The organism is Streptomyces sp. YIM 98790 (assembly GCF_011421595.1).
Taxonomy (GTDB): Bacteria; Actinomycetota; Actinomycetes; order Streptomycetales; family Streptomycetaceae; genus Streptomyces.
Genome location: NZ_WTLH01000031.1, coordinates 1 through 21,355, shown reverse-complemented (window position 1 = coordinate 21,355; position 21,355 = coordinate 1). Strand labels below are relative to the sequence as shown.

Below are 21,355 nucleotides of genomic sequence, written 5' to 3'. Positions count from 1 at the left end.
GGCGCCGCCAGGCGCCGGGACCGCACCGAAATCGAGACGGACGGCCGCTCAGGCGGGCCTGAGCCAGACGGTTGCCAGCGGCGGCAGGGTCAGCTCCACGCTGTGCCGGCGGCCGTGCCAGGCCACCTGCTCGGTCTTGAGCGGCTCCCGGTTGAGCACCCCGCTGCCGCCCCAGGCCGGGTTGTCGGTGTTGAGGATCTCCTCCCACACCGGGACCTCACCGGGCACCCCGATCCGGTAGCCGTGCCGCACCACCGGGGAGAAGTTGGCGACGCAGACCAGCGGCGAGCCGTCCTCGGCCCAGCGGACGAAGGCCAGCATGTTGTCGTCGGCGCAGTGCGCGTCGATCCAGCAGAAGCCGCCGGGCTCGGTGTCCCGCTGGTACAGCGCGGGGGTGGACCGGTAGATCCGGTTCAGCTCCCGCACCAGGTCCCGGACACCGCCGTGGTCCCCGGCCGCCGAGTAGCCCGGGTCCAGCACCCACCACTGCGGCCCCTCGTCCACCCGCCACTCCGCGCCCTGGGCGAATTCCGATCCCATGAACAGCAGCTGCTTGCCCGGGTGGGCCCACATGTAGCCCAGGTAGGCGCGGTGGTTGGCGCGCTGCTGCCACCAGTCGCCGGGCATCTTGGAGACCAGGGCGCCCTTGCCGTGCACCACCTCGTCGTGCGAGATCGGCAGCACGTAGTTCTCCGAATAGGCGTAGACCATGGAGAACGTCATCTCGTTGTGGTGGTACTTGCGGTGCACCGGGTCCTTGGACATGTAGACCAGCGAGTCGTGCATCCAGCCCATGTTCCACTTGAAGCCGAAGCCCAGGCCGCCGATGCCGGTGGGACCGGTGATGTGGGTGGGGCGGGTGACGCCGTCCCAGGCCGTGGACTCCTCGGCGATGGTCACCACGCCCGGGCAGCGCCGGTAGACGGTGGCGTTCATCTCCTGGAGGAAGGAGACCGCGTCCGGGTTGTCCCGGCCGCCGGACTCGTTGGGCAGCCACTGGCCGTCCTCGCGGGAGTAGTCCAGGTAGAGCATGGACGCCACCGCGTCCACCCGGAGGCCGTCGATGTGGAACTCCTGGCACCAGTAGACCGCGTTCGCCACCAGGAAGTTCCGCACCTCCCGGCGGCCGTAGTCGAACTCCAGGGTGCCCCAGTCGGGGTGCTCGGCGCGGCGCGGGTCCGGGTGCTCGTAGCAGGGGGTGCCGTCGAACCGGGCAAGCGCCCAGTCGTCCTTGGGGAAGTGCGCCGGCACCCAGTCCATCAGCACCCCGATGCCGGCCCGGTGCAGGGCGTCCACCAGGTACTTGAAGTCCTCCGGGGTGCCCAGCCGGGCGGTCGGGGCGTAGTAGCCGGTCACCTGGTAGCCCCAGGAGGGGGCGAACGGGTGCTCGGCCACCGGCATCAGTTCCACATGGGTGAAGCCCAGGTCCTTGACATAGCCGGGCAGCTCCTCGGCGAGCTCCCGGTAGGACAGCCCGGGCCGCCAGGAGGGCAGGTGCACCTCGTAGATGGAGACCGGGGCGGTGCGGTTGAAGCGCTGCCCCCGGGTGGCCATCCACTCCGCGTCGCCCCACTCGTAGGAGGAGTCGTGCACGATCGACGCGGTGTTCGGCGGGCACTCGGCGCGCCGGGCCAGCGGGTCGGCGCGCAGCGTGTGGTGGCCGTCCGGGGTGTGGATGTCGAACTTGTAGACCGTGCCGGGGCCGATACCGGGCAGGAACAGCTCCCACACCCCGCTGGACCCCATGGAGCGCATGGGGAAGGCGGTGCCGTCCCAGAAGCAGAAGTCCCCGGTGACCCGCACGCCCCGGGCGCTCGGCGCCCAGACGGTGAACCGGGTGCCGGCGACGCCCTGGTGCGTCATGGGCCGGGCGCCCAGCGCCTGCCAGAGCTGCTCGTGGCGGCCCTCGGAGACCAGGTGCAGATCGAGGTCGCCGATGGCCGGGAGGAAGCGGTAGGGGTCGTGCACGGTCCGCACCTGCGGGCCGGAGCCGTCCACCCCCGGGTAGACCAGGCGGAGCCGGTAGTCGGGCGGGGCGGACAGCGGCAGCACGCCGCCGAACAGCCCGTCGCCCTCGGAGACCAGATCGGCGACCAGTCCGGCGTCCGGGCCCTGGCCGAGCACGGTGACCCGGGTGGCGAAGGGGCGCAGCACCCGGATGCGCACGCCGCCGGGCACCGGGTGGGCACCGAGCAGCGCGTGCGGGTCGTGGTGGGAGCCGCTGAGCAGCCGTCCCCGGTCGGTGGCGTCCATGGGCTCGGCGGGTGCCACGCTCAGGGTCGGCCGTGGTGCGTCGCCGTCACCGGCCGCGGCGGCCCGGTCCCGGCGTGCGGTCCCGGCGGGTGCGGGCGGGGCCGCGGGGNCCCGGCCCCGTCCGCGGCCGGGGGCACGGCCCGCGCCGGGCGGGCGGCGGCGGACCCGGGCGCGGTCCGTTCCGTGCCGCGGGCGCCGCTGCTGCTGCGGGTGACGGAGCCGCTGGACGGGGAGCGGCGTTTGCGGGGGGCAGGGCTCTCGGCGGAGCCGGGGGAGTCCGGGCGGGAAGCCACGCGGGAACCTCCTGAGGGTGAGGGTGGGGGTGGTGGTACGGGTGGGCGGTCCGGCCGGCCACGGGCCCGGGCGGCGGCATCGCGCACGTCAGGCGGTGGGGTCGGCGGCGGCCAGACGGCGGATGGCGGCCATCGGGACGTGCAGCCAGGACGGGCGGTGCCGTGCCTCGTAGAGCACCTCGTAGATGGCCTTGTCGATCTCGTAGGCGCGCAGCAGCTCCGGCTGGTGCAGCGGGTCCTGGCCGCTGGCCTCGGCATAGCCGCGGCAGTAGGCGGCCCGGCTGGCCCGCGCCCAGGCCGCCGTCCAGGCGCCCGAGGCCCGGTGCTGGCAGGCGGCGTAGTCGAAGGAGCGCAGCATCCCGGCGATGTCCCGCACCGGCGGCTGGGGCCGGCGGCGCTCCGCGATCGGCCGGGCCGGTTCGCCCTCGAAGTCGATGATCGCCCAGCGGCCGCCGCCGCTGCCGCCGTGCAGCACCTGCCCCAGGTGCAGGTCGCCGTGCAGCCGCTGCGCGGTGCACCGCCCGCCGTCCGCCCCGTAGGCGGAGAGCTGGTCGAAGGCGCGGCGCAGCCCGGTCCGGTACGGGCGCAGCTGGGGGACGGCCGCGGCGGCGGCCTCCAGCCGCTCGTTCATGCCGCGGGCGGTGCGCTCCAGTTCCGGGCCGTCCAGCACGGTGGTGGGCAGCGCCGCGGCCAGGGCCGCGTGCACCTCGCCGGTGGCCCGGCCGATGGCGTGCGCGGCCGAGCTGAAGTCGGTGCGCAGGCTGAGCGCCTTGCAGGCCAGCTGCCAGCCGTCCGAGGAGCCGGCCAGGTAGGGCTGGAGCACGCCCAGGGTGAGCGGTTCGGTGAAGCCCCCGGCGGGCGGGCCGGCGGGCGGGCCGGCGCCCGGGCCGGCGGCCGGCGGCAGATACGCCTCGAACCAGGCGGACGGAGCGGGCACCCGGGAGCAGCCCGCCTGGGCCAGCGCACGGGGCAGCTCCAGATCGGGATTGATGCCGGGGCTGACCCGCCGGAACAGCTTCAGGATGTGCGCCTCGCCGTAGACGATGGAGGAGTTGGTCTGCTCGGCGCCCAGCACCCGGGGGGCCTGGCCGGAGGCGATGGCCACCTCGGGGGCGCGTTCGAAGCGCAGCGTGCCCAGCCGCCCCGGAGCGCGCAAACGTTCCAGCAGCAGGGCGGTGAGGCGGGGGTCGTGCAGCGCCTCGTACACCGCCCGGCCGCGCAGCGGGCCCTCGGCCGGCCGGCCGACCAGCGCGGTGGCCAGGGCGGGCGGCAGCACGGTGCGCACCCCCAGCAGCAGTTGGTAGCAGTCGCCGGCACCGGGCACGCCCTGTGCCTCCTCGGGGGCGCCCTGCGGATGGGCGCGGATCAGCAGATGGAGCAGACCGGGTGTGGGAGCGCCGGCCGAGCACGGCAGCAGCTCGGTGGCCGAGATCAGCGTGAGTCCGCCGAGCGGACGGCCCTTTCCGGCGTACCAGCGCTGGCGGGGCAGCCAGCGGGCGAGCAACCCCGTGAGCGAACGGAAGAGGGAACTGCCGTGCGGCGCGGTGGCCAGCGGGAGCCGGGGTGGTGCCGTCCGGGATGCGGAGCTTTCCGACATGGCGTCCTTTCCCCGGGGCACGATGAATATATGGAGAAGTGTCCCGGATTGCGGCGTTGGCTGCCCGGCGGTGCGGGACGTGTCGTGGAGGACCGGCCGTGCGAGTGAGGGCTCCGTCACACGTTCGGGGTCTTGAGGGTTGAGTGACGGTGCGGTATAGGGAGCGTTCCCTGGGGGGCCCGGGGGTAACCGCGTGAACCCCCCGGGCCCCTACGGCGTGCAGGCCGTACTCCCCTGCCCGCGTACCGCTTGCGGGGGAGCGGGCACCGGACGGTGGCGCGACCGTCATCGCGCGCCGGCGGCCGGTGGCGGGCAGGTGCGGGAAATGCCGGTTCAGACCACGGTCCGGCGCAGCCGGAACCAGTAGAAGCCGTGGCCCGCGAGGGTCAGCAGATAGGGCAGTTCGCCGACGCGCGGGAAGGTCACCCGGCCGATGAGCTCCACCGGATAGTGATCCCGCCAGGCGCGCAGGTCGAGTTCGGTCGGCTGGGAGAAGCGGGAGAAGTTGTTGACGCACATCACCAGGTCGTCACCGTGTTCCCGGAGGAAGGCCAGCACGGCCGGATTGGACGATTCCAGCTCCGTGTACGACCCCAGCCCGAAGGCGGGATTCTGCTTGCGGATCTCCACCATCCGCTTGGTCCAGTGCAGCAGCGACGAGGGGGAACTCATCGCCGCCTCCACATTGGTGACCTGGTAGCCGTAGACCGGGTCCATGATGTTGGGCAGGAACAGCCGTCCGGGATCACAGGTGGAGAAGCCCGCGTTGCGGTCCGGGGTCCACTGCATCGGGGTGCGGACCGCGTCCCGGTCGCCCAGCCAGATGTTGTCGCCCATCCCGATCTCGTCGCCGTAGTACAGGATCGGGGAGCCGGGCAGCGACAGCAGCAGCGCGGTGAACAGCTCGATCTGCTTGCGGTCGTTGTCCAGCAGCGGGGCCAGCCGGCGCCGGATGCCGATGTTGGCGCGCATCCGCGGATCCTTGGCGTACTCCGCGTACATGTAGTCGCGCTCCTCGTCGGTGACCATCTCCAGGGTCAGCTCGTCGTGGTTGCGCAGGAAGATGCCCCACTGGCACTTCGCGGGGATCGGCGGGGTCTTGGCCAGGATCTCGGAGACCGGGTAGCGGGACTCCCGGCGCACCGCCATGAAGATCCGCGGCATCACCGGGAAGTGGAACGCCATGTGGCATTCGTCCCCGCCGGTGGTGTAGTCGCCGAAGTAGTCGACCACGTCCTCCGGCCACTGGTTGGCCTCGGCCAGCAGCACGGTGTCGGGGTAGTGCTTGTCGATCTCCGCCCGCACCCGCTTCAGCAGTTCGTGGGTGGCGGGCAGGTTCTCGCAGTTGGTGCCGTCCTCCGCGTAGAGATAGGGGACCGCGTCGAGCCGGAAGCCGTCGATGCCCAGGTCGAGCCAGAACCGCAGGGCCGAGAGCACTTCCTCCTGCACCCTCGGGTTCTCGTAGTTGAGATCCGGCTGGTGGGAGAAGAAGCGGTGGAAGTAGTACTGCTTGCGCACGGGGTCGAAGGTCCAGTTGGACGTCTCGGTGTCGACGAAGATGATCCGTGCGTCGGCGTACTTCTTGTCGTCGTCGGCCCACATGTAGTAGTCGCCGTACGGGCCGTCCGGGTCCCGGCGGGACTCCTGGAACCAGCGGTGCTGATCGCTGGTGTGGTTCATGACGAAGTCGATGATGACCCGGATGCCCCGCTGGTGTGCGGCGTCCACGAACTCCACGAAATCGGCCAGGTCGCCGAACTCCGGGAGCACCGAGGTGTAGTCGGAGACGTCGTAACCGCCGTCCTTCAGCGGGGAATGGAAGAAGGGCGGCAGCCAGACGCAGTCGATCCCCAGCCATTGCAGGTAATCGAGTTTCGAGGTGAGGCCCTTCAGATCCCCGATTCCGTCTCCGTTGCTGTCCTTGAAGGACCGCACCAGCACCTCGTAGAACACCGCTCGCTTGTACCACTCGGGGTCGCGGTCGCGGTGCGGCGTGTCCTCGAACGTGTCGAGGACCGGCTCATTGACGCTCATGGTTGGGTGACCCTCCGGTCTGTGAGGACGGTCGCAGGGAGAGGATGTGCGCCACCCGGGTTCCGCCGCGTCGCCGCAGCTCGGAGGGACCGTCCGGCCCCAGGCGCACATAGTTGTCCCTGCCCCAGTGATAGGTCTCCCCGGTGAGTTCATCGGTCACCGGGAAGGGCTCGGCCCCCTCGCGCTGCGCGGGGGGCAGTCCGAGCTCCGACAGGTCCAACGACACCGTGCACTCGTGGACATGGTGCGGATCGAGGTTGACCAGGACCAGCACCGTGTCGTCGGCGTTCGCGCCGTTCCCGGTGTCCGCCCCCGCCGCGCTCCCGCCGGCCGGTGCCCGGCGGGTGCGCTTGGAGTAGGCCAGGATGTGCTCGCTGTCGGTGTGGTGGAACCGCAGTCCGCGGAGCCGCTGGAGTGCCGGATGGGCACGGCGCAGCTCGTTCAGCCGGGTGATCAGCGGGGTCAGCGAGGCGCCGCTGCGGTCGGCGGCCTCCCAGTCGCGCGGACGCAGCGCGAACTTCTCCGAGTCCCAGTACTCCTCGCTGCCCGGCCGCGCCGGGGTGGCCTCGCACAGCTCGTAGCCCGCGTACATTCCCCAGCTCGGGGAGAGGGTGGCGGCGAGCACGGCGCGGATCTCGAACGCGGCGCGTCCGCCGTGCTGGAGATAGGCATGCAGGATGTCCGGGGTGTTGACGAAGAAGTTCGGGCGCATGCAGGCGGCGGACTCACCGCTCAGCTCGGTCAGATACTCGGTCAGTTCCTCCTTGGTGTTGCGCCAGGTGAAATAGGTGTAGGACTGCTGGAACCCGATCTGGGCCAGCGTGCGCATCATCGCCGGGCGGGTGAACGCCTCGGAGAGGAAGATGACGTCCGGGTCGGTGCGGTTGATCTCACCGAGCACCTTCTCCCAGAACACCACCGGTTTGGTGTGCGGATTGTCCACGCGGAAGATCCGCACCCCGCGGGCCATCCAGAAGCGCAGGATGCGCAGCGTCTCGGTGACCAGCCCGCGGAAGTCGTCGTCGAAGTGGAGGGGGAAGATGTCCTGGTACTTCTTGGGCGGGTTCTCGGCGTAGGCGATGGTGCCGTCGGCGCGGCGGCGGAACCACTGCGGATGCTCCTTGACCCAGGGATGGTCCGGGCTGCACTGCAGGGCGAAGTCGAGGGCGATCTCCATGCCCAGATCGCGGGCGCGGGCCAGGAACGCGTCGAAGTCGGCCAGGGTGCCCAGGTCCGGGTGGACCGCGTCGTGGCCGCCGTCCGCCGAGCCGATCGCCCAGGGCGAGCCCACGTCCTCCGGTCCGGCGGTGAGCGCGCCGCCGCGGCCCTTGCGGAAGGAGTGGCCGATGGGATGGACGGGCGGCAGGTACACCACGTCGAACCCCATGGCGGCGATGGCCGGAAGGCGTTCGGCGGCGGTGCGGAAGGTGCCCGGGACCGGTGCCCGGCCGGGCTCGGTGACGGCGCCCTCGGAGCGCGGGAACATCTCGTACCAGGAGCCGAACAGCGCCCGTTCGCGTTCCACGATCATCGGCAACGGCCGGGAGGCGCTGACCAGTTCGCGCAGCGGGTGGCGGGCCAGCACGGCGGTGACCCCGGGGTCGAGGGCGGCGGCGAGCCGTTCGTCCGGGTCGCGTGCGGTGTCCTTCAGGGCCCGGGCGGCGGCGGTGACCAGCGCCTTGCCGGCCGTCTTGGGCACCCCGGCCGCGGCCCGGCGCAGCAGTTCCGCGCCCTCGGCGAGCACGAGTTCGGTGTCGATGCGCTGCGGCACCTTGATCCGGGCGTGCTGCCGCCAGGTGGCGAGCGGGTCGCCCCACGCCTCGACCGCGTAGGTCCAGCGGCCCTCCCGGTCCGGGGTGACCTCGGCGCCCCAGCGGTCGGTGCCCGGGGCGAGTTCCCGCATCGGGGTCCACGGCCCCGAGCGCCCGGAGGGGTCGCGCAGCACGACGTTGGCACCGACCGCGTCGTGCCCCTCCCGGAACACGGTCGCGGTCACCAGGAACGTTTCGCCTGGCACCGCCTTGACGGGGCGGCGCCCGCAGTCGACGAGCGGCTGGACGTCAAGGACGGGGATGCGACCGATCATATGGGAATCACCCTGAGTGTTGGTATATGGGGCTATTTCCGGGAAAGTGGAGAGCTTTGTCCTTTGTATCTGCTTCGGCGAGGGTTGGCGGGTTGCGGGCATGGCGGCTCCGGTGCGCGTCACTCGGGTGGGCGTGGACCGGCGGCGTGGCGCCGCCGGGGCGGCGCGCACGGCGCGGTGGCCGTCTGCATCGGGCAAGGGGCCAGCGGGGAAGCAGTGCGAAGAGAGGCGACGCCGATAACCTGCCCATCGGACCGGCCCGGACAATCCGTCCGTGTGTGACGTACTCGTGTCCAGTCGGAAAACGAATCGTAGAACGGTTGATCACGGGAACATCTGCTCGAAGCGCAGAAAGCGGATGCCGGCCGCGTCTCCCGGAAACGCTGGGTTTCGGGTCGGTATCGGCCAACCGGCTGACGTTCACAACTATGGACTTGCGCAGTAATGTGCGGGCACCTCCCCGGTATCCGGACGGTGGGGGTGACCCCGGTCACATCCCGGGGTGATTGACGCGCGTTGCCCCCAGCCGGCCACCCCGACACCCTGAGGTGGGACATGCACGAAGTTCGCTCCAAGGCCAGAACCACGGGCCGTTCGACAACCCGGAGCAGGGCCGCCGTGGTCGCGGCCGTGACCGCTCTCGGCCTGGCCGCCTCGGCCTGCGCCAGCGAGCGGGGCGATGACTCCTCCGAGGACGGCGAGGCCTTCGTCTTCGCCGCGGCCGGCGACCCGGCCTCCCTGGACCCCTCGCTGGCCAGCGACGGCGAGACCTTCCGGATCACCCGGCAGGTGCTGGAGACGCTGATCGACCACGAGTCCGGCGGCACCGAGATGGTCGGCGGCCTCGCCGAGACCTGGGAGAGCAACCCCGAGGGCACCGAGTGGACCTTCCACCTGCAGGACGGGGTGACGTTCCACGACGGCGAGGAACTCACCGGCGAGGTGGTCTGCCAGAACTTCGAGCGCTGGTTCAACTGGACCGGCACCTACCAGGCCACCGCCCTGTCCTACTACTGGCAGGCCGAGTTCGGCGGCTTCGCGGAGAACCAGAACGAGGAGGCCCCCGAGGCCAACTACGCGGGCTGCCAGGCCCCCGACGAGCTGACCGCCGTCATCAGCCTGCACAAGCCCTCGGCCATCTACCCCGGCGCCTTCTCGCTGGCCGCCTTCGCCATCCACTCCCCGAAGTCGCTCGAGGCCTACGCCGAGGACGAGGCCAGCGGTGAGGGCGAGAACATCAACTACCCCGCCTACAGCCAGGGCGAGGGCCACGACGGCGAGATCGTGATCGCCGGTACCGGCCCGTTCACGTACGAGTCCTGGGACAAGAGCAACGGCGAGGTCACCATCAGCCGGTTCGACGACTACTGGGGCGACAAGGCCGGCTTCGACAAGATCGTCTTCCGTACCATCTCGGACGAGGGCGCCCGCCGGCAGGCCCTGGAGGCCGGTGAGATCCACGGCTACGACCTGGTGGCACCGGGCGATGTGGAGGCGCTGAAGGCAGCGGGCTTCAACGTGCCCACCCGCGGCGTGTTCAACCTCTTCTACCTCGGCATCACCCAGGAGTCGAACCCGGCCCTGGAGGACCTCCGGGTGCGCCAGGCCATCGCCCACGCGCTGGACCGGCAGACCCTGGTGGACACCCAGCTCCCCGAGGGCGGCGTGGTGGCCACGCAGTTCATACCGGACACCGTGGACGGCTACGCGAAGGACGTCACCACCTACGCGTACGACACCGAGCGGGCCAAGGACCTGCTCGCCGAGGCCGGAGCCGAGGACCTCTCGGTGGAGTTCTGCTACCCGACCGAGGTGACCCGCCCGTACATGCCCGCCCCGGCCGACATGTACGAGCTGATGAAGGCCGACCTGGAGGCCGCCGGCATCACCGTCAGCCCCAAGCCCATGAAGTGGAGCCCGGAATACCTGGACACCACCCGGGCCGGCGGCTGCAACCTCTACCTGCTCGGCTGGACCGGTGACTTCAACGACGCCTACAACTTCCTGGGCACCTGGTTCGACGGCTACTCCAAGGAGTGGGGCTTCAAGAACCAGGAACTGTTCGACGCCATGGCCGCCGCCTCGGTCGAGCCGGACGTCGACACCCGGGTGGAGATGTACAAGGAACTCAACAAGATGATCATGGACTTCCTGCCGGGCGTCCCGATCTCCTCCTCGCCCCCGTCCATCGCCTTCTCCGGCGACGTCAACCCGCCCACCGTGTCCCCCCTGACCCAGGAGAAGTTCTCCGAGGGATCGTTCAAGTAATCCCTTCACGTCATCCCCGGTCAGCCGGCGCCAGCCGGTGTCCGCCCGGCCACGGCACCCCGTCGGCCGGGCGGACCGCTGACCAGGGCGTGACACGGAAACGCGTGACAAGAAAGGGGCGTCAACCACGTGTTGCGTCTCATCGTCCGCAGGCTGCTCCAGCTCGTACCCACCCTGTTCGGGCTGTCCGTCCTGCTCTTCGTCTGGCTCCGGCAACTCCCCGGCGGACCGGTCACCGCCCGGCTCGGGGAACGCGCCACCGAGGCCGACCGCATCCAGATGGAACGTCTGCTCGGGCTCGACAAGCCCCTGTGGGAGCAGTACGGCATCTTCCTGCGCGACCTCGCCACTCTCGACTTCGGGGACTCCAGCCGCACCGGCCGCCCGGTCTGGGACGAATTCACCCAGCGCTTCCCCGCCACCGTGGAACTGGGCGTCTCCGCCATCCTGCTGGCCGTGGTGATCGGCATCCCGCTCGGCTACTTCGCCGCCCGCCGCCGCGGGAGCTGGCTGGACGCCGGTGCGGTCTCCGGCTCGCTGCTGGGCATCTGCATCCCGGTGTTCTTCCTCGCCTTCATCCTCAAGGAGATCTTCGCCGTCACCCTCGGCTGGTTCCCCAGCCAGGGCCGCCTGACCACCGGCATCAACGCCACCGAGGTGACCGGCTTCGCCGTCCTGGACGGCCTGCTCACCGGCGAATGGGACGCCACCGCCGACGCCCTGTGGCACCTGATGCTGCCCGCCCTGGCGCTGTCCTCCATCCCGCTGGCCGTCATCGTCCGGATGACCCGGGCCAGCGTGCTGGAGGTGCTCCAGGAGGACTATGTCCGCACCGCCGAGTCCAAGGGCCTGCACCGGGCCACCGTGCGCGGGCGGCACGTGCTGCGCAACGCCCTGCTGCCGGTGGTCACCACCATCGGCCTGCTCACCGGCTCCCTGCTCTCCGGCGCGGTGCTCACCGAGACGGTCTTCGCCTGGGGCGGCATCGGCTCCTTCATCCGGGACGCCATCGACGCCCGCGACTACCCCGTGCTGACCAGCTTCATCCTCTTCATCGCGCTGACCTACGTGCTGATCAACATGCTGGTCGATCTCACCTACAGCCTGATCGACCCGAGAGTGCGGGTGCACTGAGATGAGTACCGACACCACCGGCGTCACCCCCGGCGGGCCGGACGGCCCCGAGGAACCGGAGCACCCCCGCGACCGCCCCTCCGGCGGCACCGCCCTGGCCACCCGCCGCAAGGACCGGATCGACCGGCTGGCGGAGCTGACCGCCCGCACCGAGACCTCCACCGGCGCAAGCCTGTGGCGGGAGGCGCTGCGCCGCCTGCGGGGCAACAAGACCGCCGTCATCGGCATGATCGTGCTGGGCGTGTTCCTGGTGCTGGCCGTGATCGGCCCCTGGATCGCCCCGCACAATCCCACCGCCCAGACCTGGCGCGGCGAGGTCTTCCCCAACCGGGGCATCTTCATCGGCCCGCGCGCCGAGAACTGGCTCGGCCTGGACCACCTGGGACGCGACCAGCTCTCCCGGATGCTGGTCGGCGCCCGGCAGACCCTGCTGGTCGGTGTGGTGGCCACCCTGATCGGCTTCACCGTGGGCGCGCTGATCGGCGGCGTCTCCGGTGCCGCCCTGGCGCTCGGCGGCCGGGCCGGCCGCACCGTCGACGCCGTGGTGATGCGCTTCACCGACATGATGCTGGCGCTGCCCTCGCTGCTGCTGGCGGTCAGCATCGCCGCCATCATGGGCCAGAGCCTGACCACCGTGATGGTCGCGGTCGGCGTGGTGCAGATCCCCGTCTTCGCCCGGCTGCTGCGCGGCTCCATGCTGGCCCAGGCCGGCTCCGACTACGTGCTGGCGGCCCGCTCGCTGGGCGTGCGGCGACGCCGCATCGTGCTGGCCCATGTGCTGCCCAACTCCCTCGGCCCGGTCATCGTGCAGTCCACGCTGGCGCTGGCCACCGCCATCATCGAGGCCGCCGCGCTGTCCTTCCTGGGGCTGGGCAACCCGGACGCCGCCCAGCCGGAGTGGGGCGTGATGCTCGCCCAGGCCCAGCGGTTCTTCGACGAGGCGCCCATGATGGCCGTCTATCCGGCGCTGGGCATCATCATCACCGCCCTCGGCTTCACCCTGCTGGGCGAGGCCATGCGGGAAGCCCTCGATCCGAAACTGCGGAGCTGATGCCCCATGACAGCCTCACCGTCACCCTCCGCGGCCCCGCTGCTGTCGGTGGAGGACCTCACGGTGACCTTCACCGCGCGCGGCAAGCGCGACATCACGGCCGTCTCCGGGGTCTCCTTCACCGTGCACCGGGGCGAAGTGGCCGGCCTGGTAGGCGAGTCCGGCTGCGGCAAGAGCGTCACCTCGCTGGCCCTGATGGGCCTGCTGCCCCGCCGCGGCGTCCGCACCGGCGGCCGGGCCGTCTTCCGCCCGGACGGCGGCGGCGACGGAACCGACCTGCTCGCCCTGGACGACGGCCGGATGCGCGACCTGCGCGGCACCCGGCTGGCCATGGTCTTCCAGGACCCGCTGTCCTCGCTCAACCCGGTGGTCCCCATCGGCGTCCAGGTGACCGAGATCCTCACCCGCCACCGCGGCCTGCGCGGCGCACGTGCCCGCACCGAGGCCGCCCACCTGCTGGAGCGGGTCGGCATCCCGGACCCCACCCGGCGGCTGAAGGAATACCCGCACCAGCTCTCCGGCGGCATGCGGCAGCGCGCCCTGATCGCCATGGCGGTCGCCTGCGCCCCCCGGCTGCTGATCGCCGACGAGCCCACCACGGCGCTGGACGTCACCATCCAGGCCCAGATCCTGGAACTGCTGCGGGAACTGGTCGACCAGGAGGGCACCGCGCTGCTGATGATCACCCACGATCTGGGCGTGGTGGCCGGGCTCTGCGACCGGGTCAATGTGCTGTACGCCGGCAAGGTGGTGGAGGCCGCGGAGCGGCGCCCGCTGTTCGCCGCCCCCGCCCACCCGTACACGCACGGGCTGCTGGCCTCCATTCCCCGGCTGGACGCCCCGCGCGGACTGCCGCTCAGCCCCATCCGCGGCTCCATCAACGACACCATCGCCTGGTCCGACGGCTGCGCCTTCGCCCCGCGCTGCGACCATTACTCGCTGGCCTGCCTGGAGGGCACCCCGGAACCGGCTCCGGCCCCCTCCGGGCCGGAGAGCCATCTGGTGCGCTGTGTTCACCCGGTGAACACGGCGCCGGCCACGGCCGGGCAGGACCCCCCGCTCACCCCGTCGGACGCGCCCGCCCCGGCCCCGGCGACATCCGCGACCAAGGAGCCGGCCGAATGACCCAGCCCTCCGCCCCCGTTCCGCAGCCCGCCGCCGCACCCGAGGACGGCGGCGCGGGCGCCGCCCCCGGCCCGCTGCTGACCCTGTCCGACGTCAAGGTGCACTTCCCGGTCAGACGGGGGGTGGTCTTCGACCGGACCGTGGGCCACGTCTACGCCGTGGACGGCGTCTCGCTGTCCGTCACGGCCGGCCAGACCTACGGCCTGGTCGGCGAGTCCGGATGCGGCAAGACCACGCTGGGCCGGGCCGTGCTCCGCCTGGTCGACATCACCAGCGGCTCCGTGGTCTTCGACGGCACCGACCTGGCCCGGCTGCCGGAAGGCGAGATGCGGCGCGCCCGGCGCCGGCTCCAGATGGTCTTCCAGGACCCGCTGGGCAGCCTCAATCCGCGCCAGAACATCGAATCCATCCTGGCCGAGGGCATGGCCGCGCACGGCATCGGCGCCAACCGGCAGGAGCGGCGGGAACGCATCCGGGCCATCCTGGAGCGGGTGGGCCTGCCCGGGGGCTCGCTCTCCCGCTACCCGCACGAGTTCTCCGGGGGGCAGCGGCAGCGCATCGGCATCGCCCGCGCGCTGGTCCTCGAACCCGACCTGCTCATCTGCGACGAGCCGGTCTCCGCGCTGGACGTCTCCATCCAGGCCCAGGTGCTCAACCTGCTGGAGGAGCTCCAGGACGCCATGGGCCTGACCTATCTGGTGATCGCCCACGACCTGGCGGTGGTCCGGCACATCTCCGACGTCATCGGGGTGATGTACCTGGGCTCCCTGGTGGAGGAGGCAGCCGGCGACGAGCTCTACGAGAAGCCGCGGCATCCGTACACCAAGGCGCTGATGTCGGCGGTGCCGGTGCCCGATCCCGAGGTGGAGGACCGGCGCGAACGCATCCTGCTGACCGGCGACCTGCCGTCCCCGGCCGATCCGCCGGCCGGCTGCCGCTTCCACACCCGCTGCCCCTGGAAGCAGCCCACCCGCTGCACCGACGAGCGGCCGGAGCTGCGCGACACGGGCGGCGGCCACCGGGTCGCCTGCCACTGGGCCGAGCAGATCGCCGACGGCACCCTGCATCCCACCACCGACCTCGCCGCCCGCGTCCTCCACGACGCCTGACGCCCGTCTGCGGCCCGGTCCGCGCCCGGCCTGCGCCCGGCGCGGACCGGGCGCGGGCGGGAGGCTTCCGCCTCCGCCGGGCGGCGTGCGCCGCGCGGGCGGTCACCCGCCCCATTGGTGTGGCGTCATCACCCGAACCTACGGAAGCCCTCGCAGGGCCGCCCGGCCGCCGCTACCTTCGAATGGTGAAGGCCATTCGTCGATACTCTGTGCGTCCTGTCCTTCCGGAAGCCCTGCGTCCCCTGCACGAACTGGCATTCAACCTCCGCTGGTCGTGGCACGCAGAGACCCGTGAGCTGCTGACATCCGTCGACCCCGAGGGCTGGGAGGCGGCCGGCGGCGACCCCGTCCGCATGCTCAGCACCGTCTCCGCCGACCGGCTGGCGGTGCTCGCCGCCGACCGCGGGTTCCTCCGCCGCCTCACCGTCATCGCCGGAGACCTCCGCGACTACCAGACCGAACCCCGCTGGTACCAGCAGGCCGGCGAGGGTCTGCCGCGCGCCGTCGCCTACTTCTCCCCCGAGTTCGGGATCACCGCCGCGCTGCCCCAGTACTCCGGCGGCCTCGGCATCCTGGCCGGCGACCACCTCAAGGCCGCCAGCGACCTCGGCGTTCCGCTGATCGGGGTCGGCCTGCTCTACCGGCACGGCTACTTCCGCCAGAGCCTGTCCGCCGACGGCTGGCAGCAGGAGCAGTACCCGGTGCTCGACCCGCACGAACTGCCGCTGGAACTGCTCACCGAGCCGGACGGCTCCGCCCCGGTGCGGGTGATGCTGCCCCTGCCCGGCGGGCGCACCCTGCACGCCCAGGTGTGGCAGGTCAGGGTCGGCCGCGTCCCGCTGCTGCTGCTCGACTCCGGCCTGGCCGAGAACGGCCCGGCCGAGCGCGACATCACCGACCGGCTCTACGGCGGCGGCACCGAGCACCGGCTGCTCCAGGAACTGCTGCTGGGCATCGGCGGGGTGCGCGCGCTGCGCGCGTACTGCCGGATCAGCGGCCACCCCGCGCCCGAGGTCTTCCACATGAACGAGGGCCACGCCGGTTTCCTCGCCCTGGAACGCATCCGGGAACTGGGCGAGTCGGGCACCGGCTTCGACGCGGCGCTGCGCATCGTCCGGGCCGGCACCGTGTTCACCACCCACACCCCGGTGCCGGCCGGCATCGACCGTTTCCCCCTGGACCTGGTGGCCCGGCACCTCGACGCGGCCGCCGAGGGCGCCGGGCCGGACCGTGACCGGCTGCTGGCCCTGGGCCGGGAGGACGAGCGCACCACCGTCCCCGGTTCCGGGACCGCGGCCGCCCCCGGTGCCTCGCCGCAGTTCAACATGGCACTGCTCGGCCTGCGCACCGCACAGCGCGCCAACGGCGTCTCCCGGCTGCACGGAGCGGTGAGCCGGGAGATGTTCAGCGCCCTGTGGCCCGGCTTCGACGCCGCCGAGGTGCCCGTCACCTCGGTCACCAACGGGGTGCACGCCGCCACCTGGACCGCCGACGAGATGCTCGCCCTCGACCCGGCCCACGCCTCGGACGCGGAACTCTGGGAGACCCGCCGCACCCTGCGCGAGCGCCTGGTCCACGAGGTGCGGGCCCGGCTGCGCGTCTCCTGGCGGCAGCGCGGCGCCGGCCGGGCCGAACTGGGCTGGATCGACGAGGTCTTCGACCCCGATGTGCTCACCCTGGGCTTTGCCCGCCGGGTCCCCTCCTACAAGCGGCTCACCCTGATGCTCAAGGACCCCGAGCGGCTGCGCCGGCTGCTCACCCACCCCGAGCGTCCGGCGCAGATCGTGGTGGCGGGCAAGGCGCACCCGGCCGACGAGGGCGGCAAGCGGCTGATCCAGGAAATGGTCCGGTTCGCCGACGACCCGGCGCTCCGGCGGCGCGTGGTCTTCCTCCCCGACTACGGCATGGCGATGGCCACCATGCTCTACGCGGGCTGCGACGTCTGGCTCAACAACCCCCTCCGCCCCCTGGAGGCCTGCGGCACCAGCGGGATGAAGGCCGCCCTGAACGGCTGCCTCAATCTCTCGGTCCGCGACGGCTGGTGGGACGAGTGGTACGACCCGGACTTCGGCTGGGAGATCCCGACCGCCGACGGCCCCGCCGCCGCCGACCCGGACCGCCGTGACGCCGTCGAGGCGGCCGGCCTGTACTCCCTTCTGGAGGAGCAGATCGTGCCCCGCTTCTACGAGCGGGGACGCGACGGCGGCCCGCCGGCCCGCTGGCTGGCCATGGTCCGCGCCACCCTGACCCGCCTGGTGCCGTGCGTACTGGCCGACCGCATGCTCCGCGAGTACGTGACGGAGCTCTACGGACCGGCCGCCGCCTCGCACCGGGCCCTGTCCGCCCCCGGCGCCGCCGACGCCTTCGCCTCCTACGTGTCCCGGGTCCGGAACGCCTGGCCGCAGGTCGCGATCGACCATGTGCACTCCGGGGACGAACCCGCGATCCTGGGCGGCGTCATCCCCGTCTCGGTCCGCATCCGCCTGGGGGAACTGGAACCGGCGGACGTCGAGGTGCAGGCCGTCACCGGCCCGGTCGACGCGGACGACACGCTCGCCGACCCCTCCGTGGTCACCCTCAAACCGGACGGCGGCCACCCGGACCTCGAAGGCCGGTGGTCCTACGTCGGCGAGCTGCCGCTGGACCGCTCCGGCCCCTTCGGCTTCACCGTCCGCATCCTCCCCGCCCATCCCCGCCTGGCCGGCCGGGCCGAACTCGCCCTGATCACCCTCCCCGCCCCCGAGTGACCATGCCGCGAGCACCGTTGCCCTCCTCGCCCCCGGCCCCGGGCCCTCACCCGGGGCCCGGGGGCCGCCCGGGAAGGCGCCGTCAGTCCGTGGGGCCGGGGCCGCCGCCCGCCGCGGTGCGTGCCTCCAGGGCGTGCAGCACGGCTGCCATGTCGGCGTCGGTGTGGCCGAGGGCCAGGGTCTCGGCGTAGAGGGCGTGGCAGACGTCCAGCAGCGGTGAGGCGACCCCGGCGGACCGGGCGGCCCGGGCGATCAGCTGGTTGTTCTTGAGCACGTCCGGGATGGCGGCCTGCACCGAGAAGTCCCGCTTGAGCAGCTTCGGTGCCTTCATCCGGGAGACCGCGCTGGCCATCGGCCCGGCGTCCAGCACGGCCAGGAACTGCTCGGCGTCCAGGCCGTGCCCCTCGGCGAAGTGGTACGCCTCGGCCAGCCCGGTGACGGTGGTGATCAGGAAGATGTTGACCGCGAGTTTCATCAGCAGGGCACCGGGCACCGGGCCGCAGGGGAAGGTCTGTCCGCACAGGGGGTCCAGCAGCGGGCGGACCGCGGCCACGGCGGGTTCGTCACCGGCGACCATGGCCACCAGACGGCCGTTCTCGGCCGGGACGCGCGAGCCGGAGACCGGGGCTTCGACATACGCCCCGCCGGCGGCGAGGATGTCCGCCTGAAGGTCACGCGAGTAGTCCGGCGAGGTGGTGCCCATGTGGACCAGGGTGTGTCCGCGGACCAGGGAGGCGAAGGCGGGTGTGCCGCGGCCCAGGACGGTGTCGACGGCGGCCTCGTCGGCCAGCATCAGGAAGACGGTGCCGGCCCGGTCCATGACCTCGGCCGGTGATCCGGCGACCGCGGCCCCGGCCGTGCGCAGTGGTCCGCAGCGGGCCGGGGTGCGGTTCCACACCACGAGCGGCAGGCCCGACCGCGCCAGATTCAGCGCCATCGGCTGCCCCATGACCCCGAGTCCCAGGAATCCCACCGTGTCCATCTGCGGCCACCCCTTCGTCACTGCGCTGAACTGGCTTTCTATGACAACCGTCATAGTAGGGGGCGGGCGGTGACCACGGGAACCGGCCATGGCCCCCGGGAACGGATGGTGTTCGGCGCCGCGCAGCTCATCCGGCGGCAGGGCGTGACGGCCACCGGCATGCGGGAGGTGGCCGCGGAGGCGAAGGCGCCCCGCGGCTCGCTCCAGCACTACTTCCCGGGCGGCAAGGAGCAGCTGGTCAACGAGGCCGTGGCGTGGGCCGGCCGCTACGCGGGCAGGCGTGTCGCCCGCTTCCTGGCGGACATGGAGACCCCCACGCCCAGCGGTCTGTTCGCGGCCATGGTGGCCCAGTGGACCGAGGAGTACGAGACGGAGGGCTTCGCCAGGGGCGGCTGCCCGGTGGTCGCCGCCACGGCCGACCGGGCGGACGCCGGCGACTCCACCCGCCGGGCGGCGGCGGACGCCTTCGCCGAGTGGACCGGGGCGGTCGCCGGGGCCCTGGCCGGCATGGGCGTGCCGGCCGCGCGGGCCGAGCCGCTGGCCACCCTGATGATCAGCGCCCTGGAGGGTGCCATCGTCATCGCCCGCGCCGAGCGTGACGTGCGCGCGCTGCGGACCGTGGCCGAGGAACTCGGGCCGCTGCTCGACGCCGGGGCGGCCGGGCAGCGGGAGAACGGGGCGGAAGCGGACTGAGCGGAGCCCGGCGGCCCGGCTCCGCCGGCCGCGCCCGCCCGCGCGGCTTCCCGGCGCGGGCCGCCGAGGGGCTCCCGCGGAGCGCCCCGGCGGCCCGGCACGCCCGGGCTAGACCAGGCTGTCGCGCCAGGCCCGGTGCAGGTCGGAGAACCGGCCGTCGGTGTCGGCGATCAGCTCCTGCGGCGAGCCGTCCTCGACAATGCGGCCGGCGGACATGACCAGGACCCGGTCCGCGGTGACCACCGTGGAGAGGCGGTGCGCGATGACCAGGGCGGTCCGGCCGCGCAGCGCCGTGGTCATGGCCCGCTGAACCGCCTTCTCGCCCGGGATGTCCAGGGAGGAGGTGGCCTCGTCGAGGATGACCACGGAGGGGTCGGCCAGCAGCACGCGGGCGAAGGCCACCAGCTGGCGCTGGCCCGCGGAGATCCGACCGCCGCGCTTGCGGACATCCGTGTCGTAGCCCTCGGGAAGGGCGGCGATGAACTCGTGCGCGCCGATGGCCCTGGCCGCGGCCTCGATGTCCTCGCGCGTGGCATCGGGCCTGCCGAGCGCGATGTTGTCGGCCACCGTGCCGGAGAACAGGAACGCCTCCTGGGTCACCATGACCACGCCCCGGCGCAGTTCCGGGGTGGCCAGGTCGCGCAGATCGGTGCCGTCCATCAGCACCCGGCCGCCGGTGGGGTCGTAGAACCGGGCGAGGAGCTTGGCGAGCGTGGACTTGCCGGCCCCGGTGGCCCCGACCACGGCGGTGGTCTCGCCCGCGCGCAGGGTGAGGGAGAAGCGGGGGAGGACCTCGCCGCCGGTGCGGTAGGAGAAGGTGACGTCCTCGAAGACCACTTCCCGGCCCGGGCGGCCGGCGGGCCGCTCGGGGAGGAGACGCGGGTGCTCGGGCTCCGGGACGTCCGGCCGCTGGGCCAGCAGCCCGGCGATCTTGTGCAGGGACGCGGTGGCCGACTCGTAGTAGTTGAGGATCATGGCGAAGCGGTCCAGCGGGTCGTACAGGCGGCGCAGATAGAGCGCGCCCGCCGCCAGCACACCCAGACCGAGATCCCCCTCGGCCACCCGGTAGGCGCCCCACAGCACCAGGCCGGCCGTCGCCGCGTTGGCGATCAGCCGGGAGCAGACCACGAACCGGGCCAGTTCCAGGATCGTCCCGCCGTTGACCCATTCGTGGTGCTTGTTGAGCCGGCGGAACTCCTCGTCGTTGTGGCGCTCGCGGCGGAACGCCTGCACCGGGCGGATGCCGTTCAGCGTCTCGTTGAACTTCACGATCAGCGCGGCGATGGCCGTGGAACGGCGGCTGAACAGGGCGCCCGAGCGGCGCCGGAAGCCCCGCACCAGCAGGGCCAGCGGGACGAAGGTGAACAGCGCCGCCCCGCCCAGGCCGATGTCCAGCCAGCAGAGCAGGGCCAGGATGTAGACCACCGACACCGTGACGATGACCAGCTCCTGGAGCCCCTCGTCCATCAGGTCGCGCAGCGACTGCACATCGCTCGTGGAACGGGAGATCAGCCGCCCGGAGGTGTAGCGGTCGTGGAAGTCCAGCGACAGCGCCTGGGCCTGGCGGTAGATCCGGCCCCGCAGATCCAGCAGCAGCCCCTGGCAGGCCCGCGCCGCGGTGGTGATGAAGCCGTACAGCAGCAGCCCGGAACCGGCCGCGCACACCAGATAGACCAGCGCCACCACGACCAGCGGGCCGTAGTCGCCGTCCGCCGCGGAGGGGACCCCGCGGTCGATGGCGATGGCCACCAGCAGCGGGCCGGCCTGCACGGCCGCCTGCTGGAGCAGCAGCAGGGCGGCGGACAGGGCGACCGTGCCCCGGTGCGGCCGGACCAGGGAGAGCAACAGCCTGCGGGAGGCGTTGCGCGGCGCGGGCAGCACGTCCTGGTCGAAGGTGTCCTCCGCCGGCCCGGTGCCGGTGCCGCTGCCGGGCGTGCCGCCGGCCCCGGCCGCGCCGTCGGGGCCGGGCGGCGCGGGGCTGCC

General features: G+C 72.4%; 13 protein-coding genes. 7 read left to right on the top strand and 6 right to left on the bottom strand.

Annotated elements, in window-relative coordinates; translation table 11 throughout:
• Positions 1 to 48 precede the first annotated feature (48 nt).
• The 4 genes from glgB to GQS09_RS08195 all read right to left on the bottom strand — a co-directional run bounded on the left by glgB (position 49) and on the right by GQS09_RS08195 (position 8,263).
• A complete protein-coding gene (gene glgB / locus GQS09_RS08210; protein WP_399552444.1) occupies positions 49 to 2,271 on the bottom strand; it encodes a 1,4-alpha-glucan branching enzyme in 2,223 nt (740 codons plus the stop codon).
• A gap of 363 nt (positions 2,272 to 2,634) precedes the next feature.
• A complete protein-coding gene (locus GQS09_RS08205; RefSeq protein WP_165985332.1) occupies positions 2,635 to 4,143 on the bottom strand; it encodes a maltokinase N-terminal cap-like domain-containing protein in 1,509 nt (502 codons plus the stop codon).
• A 333-nt stretch (positions 4,144 to 4,476) separates the two neighbouring features.
• Positions 4,477 to 6,177 carry a maltose alpha-D-glucosyltransferase gene (gene treS, locus GQS09_RS08200; RefSeq protein WP_165985331.1) on the bottom strand — a complete coding sequence of 567 codons (1,701 nt, stop codon included), beginning with the start codon at positions 6,175 to 6,177 and terminating at the stop codon, positions 4,477 to 4,479.
• The gene (locus GQS09_RS08195) at positions 6,164 to 8,263 is read right to left on the bottom strand and encodes an alpha-1,4-glucan--maltose-1-phosphate maltosyltransferase (protein ID WP_207957580.1); all 2,100 of its coding nucleotides are present in this window, start codon (positions 8,261 to 8,263) and stop codon (positions 6,164 to 6,166) included. The genes treS and GQS09_RS08195 overlap by 14 nt, the downstream gene beginning before the upstream one ends.
• 555 nt (positions 8,264 to 8,818) lie before the next feature.
• Between GQS09_RS08195 and GQS09_RS08190 the strand changes: the two genes are divergently transcribed.
• The 6 genes from GQS09_RS08190 to glgP all read left to right on the top strand — a co-directional run bounded on the left by GQS09_RS08190 (position 8,819) and on the right by glgP (position 17,697).
• The gene (locus GQS09_RS08190) at positions 8,819 to 10,531 is read left to right on the top strand and encodes an ABC transporter substrate-binding protein (RefSeq protein ID WP_165985329.1); all 1,713 of its coding nucleotides are present in this window, start codon (positions 8,819 to 8,821) and stop codon (positions 10,529 to 10,531) included.
• Between the two features lie 129 nt (positions 10,532 to 10,660).
• The gene (locus GQS09_RS08185) at positions 10,661 to 11,665 is read left to right on the top strand and encodes an ABC transporter permease (RefSeq protein WP_165985328.1); all 1,005 of its coding nucleotides are present in this window, start codon (positions 10,661 to 10,663) and stop codon (positions 11,663 to 11,665) included.
• A gap of 1 nt (position 11,666) precedes the next feature.
• Positions 11,667 to 12,716, top strand: a complete 1,050-nt coding sequence (locus tag GQS09_RS08180; RefSeq protein WP_165985327.1) for an ABC transporter permease — start codon at positions 11,667 to 11,669, stop codon at positions 12,714 to 12,716.
• A 6-nt stretch (positions 12,717 to 12,722) separates the two neighbouring features.
• A complete protein-coding gene (locus GQS09_RS08175; RefSeq protein WP_165985326.1) occupies positions 12,723 to 13,841 on the top strand; it encodes an ABC transporter ATP-binding protein in 1,119 nt (372 codons plus the stop codon).
• Complete coding sequence (locus tag GQS09_RS08170) at positions 13,838 to 14,950, top strand: ABC transporter ATP-binding protein (RefSeq protein ID WP_165985325.1); 1,113 nt, start codon at positions 13,838 to 13,840, stop codon at positions 14,948 to 14,950. Before GQS09_RS08175 ends, GQS09_RS08170 begins: the two co-directional genes overlap by 4 nt.
• A 185-nt stretch (positions 14,951 to 15,135) precedes the next feature.
• Positions 15,136 to 17,697: an alpha-glucan family phosphorylase gene (glgP, locus tag GQS09_RS08165; RefSeq protein ID WP_165985352.1), complete on the top strand. Its 2,562-nt coding sequence runs from the start codon at positions 15,136 to 15,138 to the stop codon at positions 17,695 to 17,697.
• Between the two features lie 82 nt (positions 17,698 to 17,779).
• Here glgP and GQS09_RS08160 read toward each other — a convergent pair whose 3' ends face one another.
• Positions 17,780 to 18,679, bottom strand: a complete 900-nt coding sequence (locus GQS09_RS08160; RefSeq protein ID WP_165985324.1) for an NAD(P)-dependent oxidoreductase — start codon at positions 18,677 to 18,679, stop codon at positions 17,780 to 17,782.
• A 105-nt stretch (positions 18,680 to 18,784) separates the two neighbouring features.
• On the opposite strand from GQS09_RS08160, the gene GQS09_RS08155 reads away from it, so the two are divergent.
• A complete protein-coding gene (locus tag GQS09_RS08155; protein ID WP_165985351.1) occupies positions 18,785 to 19,372 on the top strand; it encodes a TetR/AcrR family transcriptional regulator in 588 nt (195 codons plus the stop codon).
• 108 nt (positions 19,373 to 19,480) lie between these two features.
• Here GQS09_RS08155 and GQS09_RS08150 read toward each other — a convergent pair.
• Positions 19,481 to 21,355: ABC transporter ATP-binding protein (locus tag GQS09_RS08150; RefSeq protein ID WP_243761223.1), on the bottom strand; the 1,875-nt coding region annotated here is incomplete at its 5' end.